Below are 16200 nucleotides of genomic sequence, written 5' to 3'. Positions count from 1 at the left end.
CTGGGAAGGCCGCGGTGCCGGAGGGGGATGGCCTCCGGAGGGGCTGGAGAACAGTAGTGCGGAAATTGACCGTGAGGGCAAGGGCTCGGTCGAAAAGTTTCGTCGGATCCCTGGTGCGGGACTGTGGCGCGCGATCACCGGGTCATCCTCTCCGGACGGTCCGTCAGTTCGCCGTCCGCACTGGTGGGAAAGGTCGTCGCTCCCGGCTTTGACCCGCCGGCGCGGCCGGGGAGCGGCCGTCGCGGCACGACGGCGCCCGTTTTCCCTTCGGGTGCGAAGGAAGAAAGTTTGTGACGGAAGCCTTGCCGGGGACACTCCGGATCGCGACACTCGTGCCCCGTCGGCCGCGTCCTCGCCGCCGGCGGCGCCGGCCGCACGCCCGGCGCCCCCACGCCCACCGGAGGTCGCCGATGCCGTCGATGCGCCCGCTCCGCCGCACCACCGCCCCCGGCACCACTCCCCGCACCACCCGCACCCCCGCCCGCGGACGCCTGCGTCCCGGCCGCCTCCTCGCCGTCGCCGCGGCGGCCTGCTGCCTGCTCGCCGGTACCGTCGCCACCGCCGAGGCCGCACCGGCCCCCGTCCCCCTCACCTCGTCCTCCTGCCCCTCCGTCATGGTCCAGGGCGAGAACGACGGCTGCGTCACCGAGCTCCAGAACCTGCTGGACACGCACGGCTCCAGCATCGCCGTGGACGGCGACTTCGGCCCCACGACCCTCACCGCCGTCAAGAGCTTCCAGTCCGCCGTCGGCCTCACCGTCGACGGCCAGGTCGGACCGGCCACCAAGAGCGCCCTCTACGCCTCGCCGGTCACCGCCGTCCGGCTCACCTCGCCGCACTGCGCCGTCGTCGTCCGGCAGGGCGAGCACGACGGCTGCACCACCGAGCTCCAGCGGCTGCTGAACCAGCACGGCGCGTCCCTCACCGTCGACGCCGACTTCGGACCCGCCACCCTCGCCGCGGTCAAGGCGTACCAGTCCTCCGCCGGGCTGCCCGCCACCGGCGACGTCGACGCCGCCACCAAGGCCGCCCTGTACGGGCAGCCGGTGCCGCCCGCCCCCGTCGACCAGGGCACCGGCCGCTACGCCGCCGTCGTCGGGTACGCCCAGGCCGCCCTGAACGCCTACCTGCCGTACGTCTGGGGCGGCGGCCACGACGACGCGGCCACCGGCCCCTCGATCGGCACCTGCCAGGACTACACCGGCGTCATCCAGCCGTGCCCCGCCGACCACACCGTCGGCCTGGACTGCTCCGGGCTGACCCGCTGGGCGTACTGGCAGGCCGGCGTCGGCGACATCGGACAGGTCACCGACGACCAGATCGCCAACCCCCGCTTCCACGCGGTCACGCAGGCCGCCGCCGTCCCCGGCGACCTCGTCTTCTTCGGCACCAGCCGCACCAGCCCGGCGCACGTCGGCATCTACACGGGCACCTCCTCCGGGGTCCCCACGATGATCGACGCCCCCGCCACGGGCAGCTTCGTGAAGTCCGAGCCGGTCGCCAACCACTCCGGCCTGATCGGCTACTACCACTACAGCTGAACCCGGCATCCCGTCCGCCGGCCCGGTCCCGCGACCGGGCCGGCCGCCGGCCCGTCCGCCCCCGCCCGGCCGCGGTACGGTGCACGGGAGGAGACGGCCGCGGACACACGACCGAGGAGGTGGCCGGGCATGCCGGTGCACATCGCGCTGCTGCGCGGCGTCAACGTCGGGGGCCGCACCAGGGTCGGCATGGCCGACCTGCGCGAGCTGTTCACCGGCCTCGGGCACGGGGACGTGCGGACGTACCTGCAGAGCGGCAACGTGGTCTTCACCGCCGCCGCCGACCGGGACGCCCGGACCCTCGCGGCGGAGGCCGAGGAGCGGATCGCCGCGGAGCTCGGGGTGGACACCGCCGTCCTGCTGCGCACCGGCGGCGACCTCGCCCGGATCCTCGCCTCCCACCCCTTCGCCGGCGAGGAGCCGGACCCCGCCGCGCTGCACGTCACGTTCCTCGCCGAGGAGCCCGCCCCCGACCGGGCGGCCCGCCTGGAGGTGCCGCCCGGCGAGACCGCCCGGTTCTCGCTCCAGGGGCGGGAGGTCCACCTCCACTGCCCGGACGGGTACGGCCGCACGAAGCTGAACAACGCCTTCGTCGAACGCCGCCTCGGCGTCGCCGCCACCACGAGGAACCGGCGCACGGTCACCGCGCTCCACGCCCTCGCCACGTCCTGACGCACGCACGGCGCGGGGCCCGTCTCACCCCGGTCCCGTCCCGGACACCCCCGCGGACGCCGTCCCCGCCGGGGTGCCCGGCGCCGGGGACTCCGCGGCCGGGGCCTCCGCGGCGGGAGCCGGCCGCCCGTGCGGCAGGTGCCGCACCGCCCGCGACGCCAGCGGCGCGGCCGCCGCGGCGGCGTACACGGCCCCGGCCGCCGCCGCCACGGCGGGCCCGCCGAACCGGTCCGCGAGCGGCCCCACCGCCAGCTGCCCGACGGGGATCGCCGCGAAGGACAGCAGGTCGTCGATGGACGACACCCGGGACAGCGCGTGCGGCGGGACGTGCTCCTGCAGCGAGGTGTCCCAGCCGACCGCCGCGACGCCCGACCCCAGCCCGGCGGCGAGGGCGGCGGCGACCAGCCACGGGGCGTCCAGCCGCGCGCCGAGCGCCAGGAGCGGCAGCGCGCCCAGAATGCTCGCCGCCTGGCCCAGCCGCAGCAGCCGCCGGACCACCAGCCGGTACGCCAGCGCGCTCGCCGCCAGCAGGCCCGCGCCGCGGGCGCTGAGCACGAACCCCCACGCAGCCTCGCCGCCGCCCTGCCGGGTCAGCACGGGACCCAGGACCTGCCAGGTGCCGACCTGCACCAGGTTGACCGCGCAGAAGCCCAGCGACACCGTCCACACCCAGCGGATGCGCCGGTACTCGGCCCAGCCGTCGCGGATGTCGGCGAGCAGGCCGGAGGCGCGGGGGCGGGCGGGCACGGCCGCGAGGGGGGACAGGCGGGTGAGGCAGCCCGCCGCGACGAGGTAGGTCAGCGCGTCGAAGGCGAGGGCCGGACCGCCCCCGGCGGCCTCGGCCAGCACGCCCGACAGGCTCGGGCCCAGGACCTTCGCGGTGTTGCGCACCGACTCCAGCAGCGCGTTCGCCTGGCGGATCCGGTCGCCGGGGACGAGTTCGGGCACGATGCCGCGCAGCGCCGGGGTGGTGAACGCGGCGAGGACGCCGTTGAGGAAGCCCAGGGCGGCCACGGGCGCCAGGGCGTACCGGCCGGTGAGCAGCAGTGCGGCGGTGGCGCCCTGGGTGAGCCCGGAGCCCAGGTTCGCGGCCACCAGCACGGCCCGGCGCGGGAGGCGGTCCGCCGTCGCCCCGCCCACCAGGAGGAACAGGAGCAGCGGCACCATGTGGGCGGTGAGGACCACGCCGAGGTCGCGCGGCCGCCCCGAGGCGTCGAGGACCGCGAACGCCAGCGCGACCGGCGCCATCGAGGTGCCGGCCAGGGACACCGACTGCGCGGTGAGGAAACGGCGGAAGTCCCGGTGGCGCAGGAGCGGTGGGAGCATGCACCGCAGTCTGCCGGAGTCGATGGTACGGGTACACCCTTTTTCCGGGGGGCTGGGGCGGGGGGCGGCGCCGCTGCGGCCGGGCCCGCAGGCCCGGTTCCCGGTCCGTTCCGGCCTGCCGCCCCCCCGCCGGGGCGCCCGCGCCGGTGACGGCGCCGGGCGCACCGCACGCCGGCCCGGCCCGGCCGGGCCGGGCCGCCCGCCCGGTCCGGGCTCCCGCCCGCCCGGTCCGGGCTCCCGCCCGGCCCGGCCGGGCGCCACCTGGCGGTGCCGCGCGCGGCCGGGCTCGCCGCCGGGACGGGAGCCCGCCGGCGGGTGGTCCGCCGGTGGGTGGTCCACCGGCGATCCTCCCCCGGCGACGCCCTCGCCGGGGGAGGGGGCCCGCGGATCCCGGGGGAGCCGGGCGGCCTGTGCGGTCGGGCCGTCGGTCAGGGGCGTCCCCGCAGGTGCGCGAGCACGGCCTCGACGGCCGCCTCGCCGCAGACCCGGGCGGCGCCGTGGGTGGCCACGTGGACCGCTCCGCACGGCGGGAGCCCGGGGAGGCCCATCTCCACCACCACGGCGTCGGGGCGGCGTCCGACCAGGTCGAGCAGGGCGTCCCGCATCCAGGCGTGGCGGTGGGCGTCGCGGACCACGAGGACCAGCGGCCGCCCGGCCGCGGCCGCCGCGACCCGGTCGCCGGTGCCGCTGCCGGTGTCTGTGCCGGTGCCGAGGCCCGGTCCGGGGTCCGCGTCCGCGGCCGTGAGCACCTGGGAGGTGGTGCCCGGCAGGACCTCGGCGAGCCGCCCGGCGACGCCCCAGCGGGTGAAGGCGTCGACGGCCACGGTGGCCGCCGGGCTGAACTCGGCGACGTGCGGAGCCCCGGCGGGCGGCGCGGGCACGGCGGCGCCGCCGGTCCGCACCCGCAGCGCCCGCCGGGCGGCCTCCAGGCCGACCGCCCGGTCCGCCCGCCCCGCCCGGTCCGCCCGCCCCGCCCTGCCCGTGCCGCCCGCCGTGTCCGCCGGCGCCGTACCGTCCGCCGGACCCGCGGTCGCGAGCGCGTCGGCCTGGAGCTTGCGGGACCAGGCGGCGAAGCGGGCGACCCGGTCGGCGGCCTCGGCCAGCCGCTCCTCGGCGAGGACGCCCTCCGCCACGGCGGCGGCGACCGCCGACCGCAGCTCCTCCACCACCCGGTCCCCGCCCCGGTTGCCCACGCAGACGAGGTCCGCCCCGGCGGCCAGGGCGCGGACCGCGGCGCCGGACACCCCGTACCGGTCGGCGACCGCGGCCATCTCCACGGCGTCGGTCACCACCAGCCCGTCGAAGCCCAGCTCCTCGCGGAGCAGCCCGGTGAGGACGCGCCGGCTGGCCGTGGCCGGGTGGTCCGGGTCGAGGGCGGGCAGCAGCAGGTGCGCGGTCATCACCGCCCGCGCCCCGGCGTCGACCGCGGCCCGGAACGGCGGCAGCGCGACCTCGGCCAGCTCCTCCCACCCCGCGTCGACGACGGGCAGGCCGTGGTGCGAGTCGACGGAGGTGTCGCCGTGGCCGGGGAAGTGCTTGGCGCAGGCCGCCGCGCCGCCCTCGTGCAGCCCCCGCACCCAGGCGGCGGTGTGCCGGGCGACCAGGGCGGTGTCGCCGCCGAAGGAGCGCACCCCGATGACCGGGTTGCGGGGGTTGCTGTTGACGTCGGCGTCGGGGGCGTAGTCGAGGGTGATCCCGGCGGCGGCCAGGTCGCGGCCGACCGCGCGGGCGACGGCCCGGGTCAGCTCCTCGTCGTCGACCGTGCCCAGCGCCAGGTTGCCGGGGTAGGAGGAGCCGGTGGCCGCCTCCAGCCGGGTGACGTCGCCGCCCTCCTCGTCCACCGCGACGATCACGTCGGGGTTCTCGGCCCGCAGCTGGGCGGTGAGGGCGGCGGTCTGCGCCGGGCCGGTGGTGTTGCGGGCGAAGAGCAGGACGGAGCCGAGGCCGCCGGCGATCCGGCGGCGCACCCAGTCCGGGGCGGTGGTGCCGGTGAAGCCGGGCTGGAGGACGGCGTCGGCCAGCCGGAGCAGGCCGGGGTCGGAGGCGCGGTCGGGCATGGGCGGTCCTTGCGTGGTCGGGTGGCCGGGCTGGGGCTGGCGGACCGTCAGGAGGGACCCGTGCGGGGCCCGTCCTCGCCGAGGGTGCGGGCGACCACGTCGGCGACCGTCTCCTGACGGTGCAGCAGGGTGAAGCGGACCTCGCCGCCGTCGTCCACCTCGAAGCCGTGGACGGCGGGGGAGGGCAGGCTGTTGTAGTGGAACGGGGTGGAGAAGTAGTAGGCGCCGGTGTCGGGCAGCACCACCAGGTCCCCGGGTTCCAGCAGCGGCAGGTCGCGGGCGCGGGCCACCAGGTCGCCCGCGAAGCAGCACGGGCCGGCGACGTCCTGTGCCACCGTCTCCCGGCCGCCGCCGCCGCCACCGCCGCCCTTCAGCGGGACGCCGTCGGCGTCGTACGCCAGCACCCGCAGCGGCCAGGAGTCGGGCAGGAAGACGGTGCGGGCGGCGACCTGCACGCCCGCGTGGGTGAGGGCGACGGCCCGGCCGCCCGCGCTCTTCGTGTACTCCACGCGGGAGGCCATGAAGCCGTTCTTGGCCAGCAGCGAGCGGCCCGGCTCGGTGACCACCCGGTACCGGCCGCCGAAGAGCCCGGGGGCGCCGGCGCGCAGCGCCGCCACCTGGTCGGCGAAGGTCGGGTCGTCGCGGTCGCCCGTGAAGTCCACCGGCAGGCCGCCGCCGATGTCGATGCCCTCGACCCGGTCGGCCCCGCACCGCCGGTCGACCTCCTCGGCCAGGCCGACGACGGCGGCCACCCCGGCGGCGGCCAGCTCCGGCGGGCAGCCCTGCGAGCCGACGTGGACGTGCAGCCAGCGCAGCCAGGGCCGCTCCAGGAACGCCCGGACGATCCGCTCGCGGTTGCCCGGGTCGTCCAGCGCGAAGCCGAACTTCGACTCGCTTCCCGCCGTCGACATCGCCGCGATCGAGCCCAGGCCGACCTGCGGGTTGATCCGCAGCCCGATCCGGGAGCGGCTGCCGGGACCGGACATCACCGCGTCGACCCGCTCCAGCTCCTGGAAGTTGTCGATGTTGACGGCGATGCCCGCCGCCAGCGCGGCCGTCAGCTCCGGCCGGGTCTTGGCGGGCGAGTCCAGCACCAGCTCCTCGGGCGTGAACCCGGCGGCCAGCGCCTGGGCCAGTTCGCCCGGACTGGCGACCTCGCAGCCCAGGCCGTGACGGCGCATCAGGCGCAGGACGGGGACGAGGCTGTTGGCCTTGGCCGCGAAGGCGTGCCGCACGGACACGGACGCCGGCCACGCGGCGTGCAGCGCCGCGGCGCTCGCCGCGATCCCGTCGAGGTCGAGGAAGGCGGCCAGCGGCGAGTCGTCCGGGTCCAGCAGCCCGGCCCGGACGGCGGCGCGGACCGCCAGGTCGCGCCGCGCCGCGCGGCCGGGGCCCGCCGGAGTGCCGGGGGCGTGCGGGCGGTCCGCGGCCTGCGGGCGGCCGGGGGCGTCCGGGTGGCCGGGGGTGCGCCGGGAGGTGCCGTCCATGCTGCTCCTGGTCTGTGCGGTGGCGGGGCGGGGGCGCGGTGCGGGGTGTGCCTGTCCTGCGGGGTGTGCCGGTACGGGTCCAGGATGCGGGGTGCGGGTCACTCCGCGGGGTAGAGCAGGTGCCGGGCGCGGACGGCGGCGAAGGCCTCCAGCTCCGGCTGCCAGGAGGCGGCGGTCTCCTCCGCGGAGGCCCCGGCCTCCAGGGCGAGGCGCAGCCGGCTGCTCCCGGACAGCAGGTCCAGCATGCGCGGCCGCAGGACGAGCCGGTCCGGCCACAGGTCGCGGACGGCGGTGAGCAGCTCCAGCCCGGTGCGGACCGGCTCGAAGACCGCCGGGTCGGTGACGTGCAGCTGGACGCCGCACAGCCGCTCGCCGGCCAGGGTGTCGGAGGCGGGGGTGAAGTACGCCTCCCGGAACCGGACGCCCGGCAGCCCCCGCCCGTTCATCCGCCGCGCCAGGCGGCCGTCGATCCAGGGCGCGCCGCACAGTTCGAACGGGGTCGTGGTGCCGCGCCCCAGGGAGAGCTCCGTGCCCTCCAGCAGGCAGGTGCCCGGGTAGGCCAGGGCGGTGGCGGGCGTCGGCATGTTGGGGGAGGGCGGCACCCACGGCAGGCCGGTGGCGGGGAAGAGGTCGGCCCGCCGCCAGCCGCGCATCGGGACGACCTCGGCGGGCGGGACGTCCAGCAGGGCGCAGAAGAGCCCCGCCAGTTCGCCCATCGTCATGCCGTGCCGCACCGGCACCGCCGCGCGCCCCACGAAGGACGCGTGCGCGGGGTCCAGGACCGGCCCGGCCACCGCCAGGCCGCCGACCGGGTTCGGCCGGTCCGGCACCACCACGGCCACCCCGGCGGGCGCCGCGGCCGCGAGGGCGTCGTGGAGGGCCGACTCGTAGGTGTAGAAGCGGGCGCCGGTGTGCTGGAGGTCGACGACCAGGACCTCCGCCCCGGACTCGGCGAGCATCGCGGCCAGCTCCGGCACGCCGCGCTCGTAGGTGTCGTACACCCGCAGTCCCGTCGCCGGGTCCGTCCGGTCGTCCTCGGAGGCGCTGGCCTGGGCGGTGCCGCGGAAGCCGTGCTCGGTGCCGAACACGGCGGCGACCTCCACGCCCGCCCCCAGCAGCGCGTCCAGGCCGTGGCGCAGGTCCGGCAGGACCGCCGCCGGGTGGGTGAGCAGGCCCACCCGGCGTCCCTCCAGCAGCCGGAAGCCGTCCTCCGCCAGGACCTCCAGGCCCGTCGTGACGCGCGGCCGGGGCGCGGGTGCGCCCGGCCCGGTCACGCGGGCTCCTTGGCGTAGGTGCGGAAGACGCGGTCCAGGCGGGAGCCGACGGTGCGGGCGTAGAAGCCGACCGGGCCGGTCCAGCCGATCTCGGCCCCGGTGAGCCCCGCGTCGCGCTGGTCGCGCAGGCAGCGCCGCAGCAGCACCGCGCCCACACCGCGGCCGCGCTGGGACTCCGCCGTCCCCATCGGCCCGAACCAGGTGCGCCGGTTGACGCCGTGGCAGGCGAAGCCGACGAACTCCTCCTCCGGGCCCTCGCCCTGCACCGCGACGTGGCAGCGCGGCGGGTCGTAGGTGAGCGCGGTGGCCGCCTCCGCCTGCCAGGTGCCGCCCCAGGAGCGCATCCAGGCGCTGAACCGCGGCTCGTCCCCGGCCTCCAGTCGGCGCACCCGGACCCCGGCCGCGGCCAGCCGGCGCTCGTCGGCCCCGGTCTCCAGGTCGGCGGCGCCCAGGTCGGTGGACATGTTGAAGGCGTCGGCGGTGCGCTCGTACCCGGCGGACTCGGCCAGGCAGACCGCCGGGGTGTAGCGGATGTCGATGCCCGGCCAGGCGTAGTGGGGGGCGCTGCCGCGGATCACCAGCTTCCCGGCGCCGGCGGCGGCCAGCCGCTCCTCGATCCCGGCGAGCAGGGCCCGGCCGTGCCCGCGGCCGCGGTGGTCCGCCGCCACGGCCAGCAGGTTGGTGTGGCCCACCCGGGGCGGGGCGGTGCCGTCCGGGGCGGGGGCGGGCCCGGGGCCGAGCGAGCCCAGGGCGAAGCCGGCGACCCGGCCGTCGACCTCGGCGACGATCCGCAGGTCGGGCCGGTCGGCGGTCCCCTGCCAGAGCAGGTCCAGGACGTCGGCGGCGTCGGCGTCGTACCGGAGCGCCTCGGCCGCGATCCCGTGCAGCAGGGGGAGGTCGCCGCGGCGGGCGGTGCGCAGGGAGGGCTGTCCGTCGTCCGGCATGCTGTCGGCCCCATTCGTTGCTTGCTAACATGGGAAAACTTTCGAGCGGTGGAAACTTACCAACGATCGTCCGGGCCTGCCAGAGTCCGGCCGTCCGGGTCCCGGCCCGCCGGCGGACGATTCCGGCAGGCCGGGACCCGTCCCCCCGAAGGGTGCGACGTGCCCCCAGCCGACCACCTCGCCCACGACCGCCCCGCCTCCGACCGCCCCGCCTCCGACCGCCCCGCCTCCGACCGCCCCGCCTCCGACCGGCCCGCCTCCGACCGGCCCGCCCTGGGGCGTCCTGCCGACGGGCCTCCCGCGGGCGGCGCGCCCGGCCCCGTCGCTCCCGTCGCTCCCGGCGCCCCCGGTGCACCCGCCGACGGCCGCCTCGCCCGCGGTGCCGCCGCCGCGGCCGCCCTGGTGGAGGCCGCCGTCTCCTCCGGCCGCCTGCCCGGCGCCGTCCTCGCCGTCGGCTCCGGAGCCGACGGCGAACCGGTCGTCCGCGCCTTCGGCCGCACCGCCGTCCACGGTCCGTCCGCCCCCGTCACCCCCGACACGGTCTACGACCTCGCCTCCCTCACCAAGGTCACCGCCACCCTCCCCGCCGTGCTGCGCCTGGTCGACGAGGGCGCCGTCGGCCTCGACGACCCGGTGCGGCGCCACCTGCCCGGCTTCACCGGACCCGGCAAGGACCGCGTCACCGTCCGCCACCTCCTCGCCCACTCCTCCGGGCTGCCCCCGCACCGCCCCCTGCACCAACTCCCCGGCGCGCCCGCCGACCGCCTCGCCGCCGCGCTGGCCGAACCGCTCGCCACCGCGCCCGGCACCGCGGTCGCCTACTCCGACCTCGGCTTCCTCGCCCTCGGGGAGGTCGTCCGCACCGCTGCGGGCGCCCCGCTGGACCGCGCCGTCGCCGAACTCGTCCTCGACCCCCTCGGGATGGACTCCACCCGCTACCTGCCCCCCGCGCCGTGGCTCCCGCGGACCGCCGCCACCGAGCCCTGTGCCGACGGCGTGCCGAAGGCGGGCGTCGTCCACGACGAGAACGCCGAGTCGCTCGGCGGCGTTTGCGGCCACGCGGGCCTCTTCGGCACCGCCCCCGACCTGGCCCGCTACCTGCGGCGCTGCTGGCTGGACCCCGACGGCCCGGTGCTGTCGCGGGCGGTGCGGGCCGAGGCGCTGCGCTGCCAGACCGCCGGCCTCGACGGCCGCCGCGGGCTCGGGTGGACGCTGCGCGGCGACCGCTGGGACCACATGGCGGCGCACTGGCCCGCCACCGGCGCCGGGCACACCGGCTTCACCGGGACCGCCCTCGCCCTCGACCCGGTGAGCGGCCTGTGGGCGGTCCTGCTCACCAACGCCGTGCACCTCGGCAGGGAGGCGTCCACCGTCGTCGCGCTGCGCCGCGCGGTCTCCGACGCCCTGGCCGGAGCCGTCCTCGGCGAGGACGCCCCGGCCGAGGACACCGCTGCCGAGGGCATTTCCGCCCCGGGCCCGTCCGGCAGGGCCCGCCCGTGAGCAGCCGGTCCGTGAGCACCGGGCCTGCGGGCACCCGGCCTGCGGGCACCCTGTCCGCGGGCCGCCCCGGGCCGCGGACCCCGCCCGTTCCGCGGCCCCGCTCGGGCCCGCGGAACCCTCCGTGGGCGTGCGTCAGGACCGGTCCGCCGCCGGCCGCCCCGACCGCCCGGACGGCCTGTGGCGCCGCCGCGGCGTTCGGCATACCATCCATCCCCCCTCTCCGTAGGATTTCCACATGACTGCAGTCGATGGGCCCCGGCCGAAGCGCAGGCCGGCGCCGCGCAGGAGCGCCGGGACGCGTGCGCCGTCCGCCGCCCCGGAGGGCCCGACCGGCCCGCCGCAGACGGTGCTCGTCCACATCCGGGCCCTGCTGCCCTCCCTCCCGCCCGCCGAGCGCCGGGTCGGCGAGGCCGCGGTCGCCGACCCCGCGAGCGTGGCGGCCAAGACCATCAGCGAGCTCGCCGCCGAGTGCCGCACCTCCGAGACGACCGTCGTCCGCTTCTGCCGGGCCATCGGCCTCAAGGGCTACCCGGACCTGCGGATCGGCCTGGCCTCCGCCGCCAGCGTCGAGGACAGCACGGCCGGCTGGAGCACGGTCGGCGCCGACATCGGCCCCCGCGACTCGCTCGCCGACGTCGTCGCCAAGCTCGGCTTCGCCGATGCGCGCGCCGTCGAGGACACCGTCGGCCAGCTGGACCTGCACGTCCTCAAACGGGCCGTCGACGCGCTCGTCGCCGCCGACGTCATCGACCTGTACGGTGTCGGCGCCAGCGGCCTGGTCGCCCTCGACCTCCAGCAGAAGCTGCACCGCATCGGACGCCGCGTCAACGCCTGGGTCGACCCGCACATCGCCCTCACCTCGGCCGCCCTGCTGCGCGGCGGCGACGTCGCGGTGGGCGTCTCCCACACCGGCGACACCACGGCCACGATCGAGGCGCTCGCCGAGGCCCGCAGCAACGGCGCGACCACCGTGGCCATCACCAACTTCCCCCGGTCGGGCATCACCGAGGTCGCCGACCACGTCCTGACCACCGCCGTGCGGGAGACCACCTTCCGCTCCGGGGCGATGGCCAGCCGCATCGCCGCCCTCACCGTCGTCGACTGCCTCTTCGTCGGCGTCGCCCAGCGCAGCCACGCCCGCACCCTCAAGGCGCTGGAGCGCACCTACACGGCGGTGCGCAGCCGGGGGCTGTGAGCCGCGCCCCGCCCGCGCGGGGCCGGCACCCGCCGCCCGGGCGGGCGGCGGGCGGCCACCCCGCCCGACCGCTCAGGCGGGCTGCCCCGCCACGGCGACGCCGACGCGCCCGCCGGAGGCGGCCAGCCGCTGCCGGCCCTCCTCGGGCGGGCAGTCCGCCAGCAGGCACACCAGGGCCGTCTTCAGCTCGCCGTCGGCGGCGGCCAGCGCCGCCGCGCAGGGCCCCTCCTCCTGGTCGGTCGCCGCCATGAGGATGGTGACCAGCCGCCCGCGCAGCTTCTCGTTGCCCGCGGCGACGTCGACCATCAGGTTGGAGTACGTGCGGCCGAGCGCGACCATGACCGCGGTGGACAGGCCGTTGAGGACCAGCTTCTGCGCGGTGGCGGCCTTGAGGCGGGTGGAGCCGGCGATGGCCTCGGGCCCGGTGTCGACGCCGAGGTGGACGTCGGCGAGGTGCGCCAGCGGCGCCTCGGGGTTGGAGCTGACCAGCACGGTGAAGGCCCCGGCGGCGCGGGCCGCGGTCAGGGCCCCCGCCACGTACGGGGTGCGGCCGCTGGCGGCGATGCCCACGGCGACGTCGGCCGCGGTCACCCCGGCGGCGTCCGCGGCGCCCAGGGCGTCGTCGTCCTCGGTGCCCTCGACCGGCTGGACGAGGGCCTGCGGTCCGCCCGCGTGGTGGGCGACGACGACGCCCGGGGGCAGCGAGAAGGTCGGGATGAGCTCGGCGGCGTCCATCACCGCCGTCCGGCCCGAGGTGCCGGCGCCGAAGTAGTGCAGCCGCCCCCCGGCCCGCAGCCGCTCCGCGGTGACCTCGACGACCCGGGCGAGGAGGGGGAGTACGGCGGCCACGGCCCCCGGGACGGTCGCGTCCTCGGCGTTGAGCAGACGCAGCGCCTCCAGCGGGGTGACCTGGTCGATGCGGAGGGTGCGGGGGTTGCGCCGCTCGGTGGGCGCCGTGACACGGACGGAACGACTCGTACTCATCAGGGGGTGTCCTCTCGGTCGCTGCCATCGTGCTGCGCCGGAAGTCATTTTGCAACATCCCCGCCGATCGGCAGGTGGCTTTCCAACCTCCGGCCCACCAGGGCGGAGGAGCGCCGTTCAGGTCGTCAAGTTACGAAAAGAAAGACTTCCGTGTAACTCATTGACTAGGGGTCGCCCGTGCTCCTACGGTCGGCACACTGCAGCACAGCCCCCACCACGGTCGATCGGAGTCCCACTCCCATGAAACTCGTCAGACGTGCGGCGCTCCCCCTCGGCGCCGCGCTCCTCCTCTGCGGCGCCGGTGCGTGCTCCACCCCTGCGGGCGGCAGCTCGGCGGCGGGCCAGGTCTTCACGACGATCGACGGCAACAACCCCATCACGGCCGGCGCGCCGATGAACCCCTTCAACGCCTCCGGCAACAGCTTCCTCGGCTACGACCAGATGCAGCTGGGCTTCAGCAAGAAGAACCCGGCCGACCCCAACGACTTCTTCCCCGGCCTCGCCAAGAGCTGGACCGCCGACGACACCGGCCTCACCGTGGAGCTGCAGCCGGGCGCCAAGTGGTCCGACGGCACCCCCGTCACCCCCGAGGACGTGAAGGCCTCGATGGCCATCGCCCTCACCCAGGGCAGCGCCACCGTCGGCGCCGGCGTGCTCACCCAGGGCCTGGACGTCGCCGACGTCAAGGCCGTCGGGCCGCACACCGTCCGCCTGGAGCAGGTCGCCGGGGCCCACAACATCCACTTCCCGCGCCTGGTGCTGACCCAGAAGATCGTGCCGAGGAGCGTCTACGGCCCGCTGCTGCCGGCCGACGTGTGGGACACCGTCCACGCCAGCCAGAACCCCGACAAGGGGGCCGCGAAGGCGGCCCAGGCCGCCGTCGACAAGCTCAACGCCGTGGGCCAGAAGGTCTCCGCCTTCGCCCCGGCCAAGGACGTCTCGGCCGGCCCCTTCGTCATCACCCGGGTCAACCCCGGCTCCGCGGTCCTCGACCGCAACCCCCACTTCTACGCCGCGGACCGGATCGCCCCCAAGCAGGTCGTGATCCGCCACTACACCGGCAACGAGCAGATCTGGGGCTACCTCACCAACGGCGAGCTCGACGCCGCGCCCTACACCTCGATGCCGACCAACGTGCTCAACCGCATCCTCAAGGCGGGCAACAAGCGGATCGACTCGGTCAGCTACGTCGACGCCGCCATCGCCTTCAACCAGAGCGTCGCCCCGTACGACAAGCTCGCCGTCCGCCAGGCGCTGGCCCACGTCATCGACCGCGAGGCCGTGACGAAGGTCGCCGAGCCCGTCGGCGGCACCGCGTCGAAGACCACCACCGGCCTCATCCAGCCGATGGTCGAGAAGTGGCTCACCCCCGACCAGCAGGGGAAGCTCGACCCCTACGCGCACGACCCCGCCAAGGCCGAGCAGCTGCTCAAGGGCGCCGGCTTCAGGAAGGGCGGCGACGGCAAGTGGCTCCTGCCCGACGGCAAGCCCTGGACCATCACGCTGCAGACCGTCAACGGCTTCAGTGACTGGATCTCCGCGGCCACCGTCATCGCCAACGAGCTGTCCTCCTTCGGCATCCCCACGAAGCCGGCGCTCACCGCCGACTTCAGCACGTACAAGAAGGAGATCGCCGAGGGCAAGTACGCCGTCGGCTTCTGGCTCACCGCGCTCGGCCCGCAGACCGACGCCGCCTTCCAGCGCCTGTACGGCGCCGACGACGGCTACACCGCGGTCGGCACCAAGGTCACCCACAGCACCGGCAAGGGCTCGGGGAACTGGCAGAACACCGCCACCTCCTTCACCGTCGACGGCGCCACCGTCGACCCGGGCGCCCTCACCGCGAAGCTGAGCACCCTGGAGCCCGACGCGCAGAAGCCGATCGTCCAGCAGCTCGCCGCCGCGACCAACCAGCAGCTGCCGGTGATCCAGATCTGGGACTACACCAACGTACAGTTCGTCAGCGGCAAGCGGTTCGCGAAGTTCCCGCAGCAGGGCGACAACGCGCTGCTGGCGAACCCGCCCGGCGTCTGGATGATGCAGGGATACGTGCAGTCCGCCAAGTAGCAGGGGCGGCCCGCGCCGCCGCCGCACCGCACGGTGCGGGGACCGCCCCGGCGGTCCCCGCACCCCGCCCCGCCCCGCACGCACCGCCCCCCCCACCGCCCCCCGCCCAGCACCGCACCCCGGACGAGGAGTAGCGCATGGACCGCCCCAGGGAGAGCACATGAAGGGCTTCCTCCGCAGACTCTCGGTGAGGCTCGCCGCCGGCCTCGTGATGACCGCCGTCGTCGCCACCTTCACCTTCTTCCTGATCCACGCCCTCCCCGGCAACCCGGGCGACGCCGCCTACGAGCAGTTCGTCATGCAGGGCATGGCCCCCGAGCAGGCCCGCGCCAAGGTCGCGGTCATCTACGGGTTCACCTCCCACGAGTCGCTGTTCCAGCAGTACACGAGCTACATGGGGCAGCTGATCCGGGGCAACCTGGGCGTCTCCATCTCCTACAGCGGCGTCCCCGTCTCGCACGTCATCGCCTCCGCCGCCCCCTGGACGATCCTGCCGGTCCTCACCGGCCTGCTCGTCAGCTTCCTGGTCGGCGTGACCGCGGGCGTCGTCGCCGCCGTGCGGCGCAGCTCCCGCTGGGGCGGCCTGCTGTCGCTCTCCGGGTCGCTCATGGCCGGCGTCCCGTCGTTCGTGCTCGCCCTGCTGCTGGCGTTCCTCTTCCACACGCTCTGGGGCCTGCTGCCGTTCGGCGACACCAGCGACGTCACCCTCACCCCGGGCCTCAACGCCGCGTACGTCGGGTCCGTCGCCACCCACGCCGTGCTGCCCGTGGCCACCTACGCGCTGCTCAGCTACGGCGGCTGGCTGCTGTCGATGAAGTCGAGCGTGGTCTCCGTCCTCGGCGACGACTTCATCCTCGCCGCGGAGCTGCGCGGCATCACCCCGGCCACCCGCATGCGCTACATCGGCCGCAACGCCGTGCTGCCGCTCTTCACGGTGCTGGCCCTGTCGTTCGGCTTCATGTTCGGCGGATCGGTCATCATCGAGCACATCTTCGACTACCCGGGGCTGGGGAGCCTGCTGCTGCAGAGCATCGGCAGCCGCGACTACCCGCTGATGGGCGGCGCCTTCCTGCTCATCACCGTCGCCATCGTCCTTGCCAACATCCTCGCCGAGACGCTGTACTCCGTGATCGACCCCCGTGTGAGGCGATGA

12 protein-coding genes are annotated in these 16200 nt (G+C 76.4%); 6 read left to right on the top strand and 6 right to left on the bottom strand.

Features of this window, described 5'->3' with window-relative positions; genetic code table 11:
• Window positions 1–410: 410 nt before the first annotated feature.
• The gene (locus tag ACFY07_RS01115; protein ID WP_390866786.1) at window positions 411–1541 is read left to right on the top strand and encodes a peptidoglycan-binding protein; all 1131 of its coding nucleotides are present in this window, start codon (window positions 411–413) and stop codon (window positions 1539–1541) included.
• 129 nt (window positions 1542–1670) lie between these two features.
• A complete protein-coding gene (locus ACFY07_RS01110) occupies window positions 1671–2213 on the top strand; it encodes a DUF1697 domain-containing protein (protein WP_390866785.1) in 543 nt (180 codons plus the stop codon).
• A gap of 24 nt (window positions 2214–2237) precedes the next feature.
• Here ACFY07_RS01110 and ACFY07_RS01105 read toward each other — a convergent pair whose 3' ends face one another.
• The 5 genes from ACFY07_RS01105 to ACFY07_RS01085 form a co-directional block, all read right to left on the bottom strand.
• The gene (locus ACFY07_RS01105; RefSeq protein WP_390866784.1) at window positions 2238–3539 is read right to left on the bottom strand and encodes an MFS transporter; all 1302 of its coding nucleotides are present in this window, start codon (window positions 3537–3539) and stop codon (window positions 2238–2240) included.
• 428 nt (window positions 3540–3967) lie between these two features.
• Window positions 3968–5596, bottom strand: coding sequence for a glycoside hydrolase family 3 protein (locus tag ACFY07_RS01100; RefSeq protein ID WP_390866783.1), 1629 nt, complete (start codon window positions 5594–5596; stop codon window positions 3968–3970).
• Between the two features lie 47 nt (window positions 5597–5643).
• Window positions 5644–7083, bottom strand: a complete 1440-nt coding sequence (locus ACFY07_RS01095; protein ID WP_390866782.1) for a diaminopimelate decarboxylase — start codon at window positions 7081–7083, stop codon at window positions 5644–5646.
• A 98-nt stretch (window positions 7084–7181) separates the two neighbouring features.
• Window positions 7182–8357, bottom strand: coding sequence for an exo-beta-N-acetylmuramidase NamZ domain-containing protein (locus ACFY07_RS01090; protein WP_390866781.1), 1176 nt, complete (start codon window positions 8355–8357; stop codon window positions 7182–7184).
• Window positions 8354–9301 (bottom strand): GNAT family N-acetyltransferase, encoded by a 948-nt coding sequence (locus ACFY07_RS01085; protein ID WP_390866780.1) that lies wholly within the window; start codon window positions 9299–9301, stop codon window positions 8354–8356. The genes ACFY07_RS01090 and ACFY07_RS01085 overlap by 4 nt, the downstream gene beginning before the upstream one ends.
• A 159-nt stretch (window positions 9302–9460) precedes the next feature.
• Here ACFY07_RS01085 and ACFY07_RS01080 point away from each other — a divergent pair, with 159 nt between their 5' ends.
• A complete protein-coding gene (locus ACFY07_RS01080) occupies window positions 9461–10801 on the top strand; it encodes a serine hydrolase (RefSeq protein ID WP_390866779.1) in 1341 nt (446 codons plus the stop codon).
• A gap of 235 nt (window positions 10802–11036) precedes the next feature.
• The gene (locus tag ACFY07_RS01075) at window positions 11037–11996 is read left to right on the top strand and encodes a MurR/RpiR family transcriptional regulator (protein ID WP_390866778.1); all 960 of its coding nucleotides are present in this window, start codon (window positions 11037–11039) and stop codon (window positions 11994–11996) included.
• Window positions 11997–12068: 72 nt separating this feature from the next.
• Here the strand turns inward: ACFY07_RS01075 and ACFY07_RS01070 are convergent, their stop codons facing one another.
• Window positions 12069–12980, bottom strand: coding sequence for an N-acetylmuramic acid 6-phosphate etherase (locus ACFY07_RS01070; protein ID WP_390866776.1), 912 nt, complete (start codon window positions 12978–12980; stop codon window positions 12069–12071).
• Window positions 12981–13220: 240 nt separating this feature from the next.
• Here ACFY07_RS01070 and ACFY07_RS01065 point away from each other — a divergent pair, with 240 nt between their 5' ends.
• Both ACFY07_RS01065 and ACFY07_RS01060 read left to right on the top strand, forming a co-directional pair.
• On the top strand, window positions 13221–15047 hold the full coding sequence (locus ACFY07_RS01065; protein ID WP_390866775.1) for an ABC transporter substrate-binding protein: 1827 nt from the start codon (window positions 13221–13223) through the stop codon (window positions 15045–15047).
• A 160-nt stretch (window positions 15048–15207) separates the two neighbouring features.
• Window positions 15208–16200, top strand: a complete 993-nt coding sequence (locus ACFY07_RS01060; protein ID WP_390866774.1) for an ABC transporter permease — start codon at window positions 15208–15210, stop codon at window positions 16198–16200.

It is taken from the genome of Streptomyces sp. NPDC001380 (assembly GCF_042895785.1).
GTDB lineage: Bacteria > Actinomycetota > Actinomycetes > Streptomycetales > Streptomycetaceae > Peterkaempfera.
Note: the sequence above shows the minus strand (reverse complement) of the source record. Positions and strands in the feature narration are given on the sequence as shown.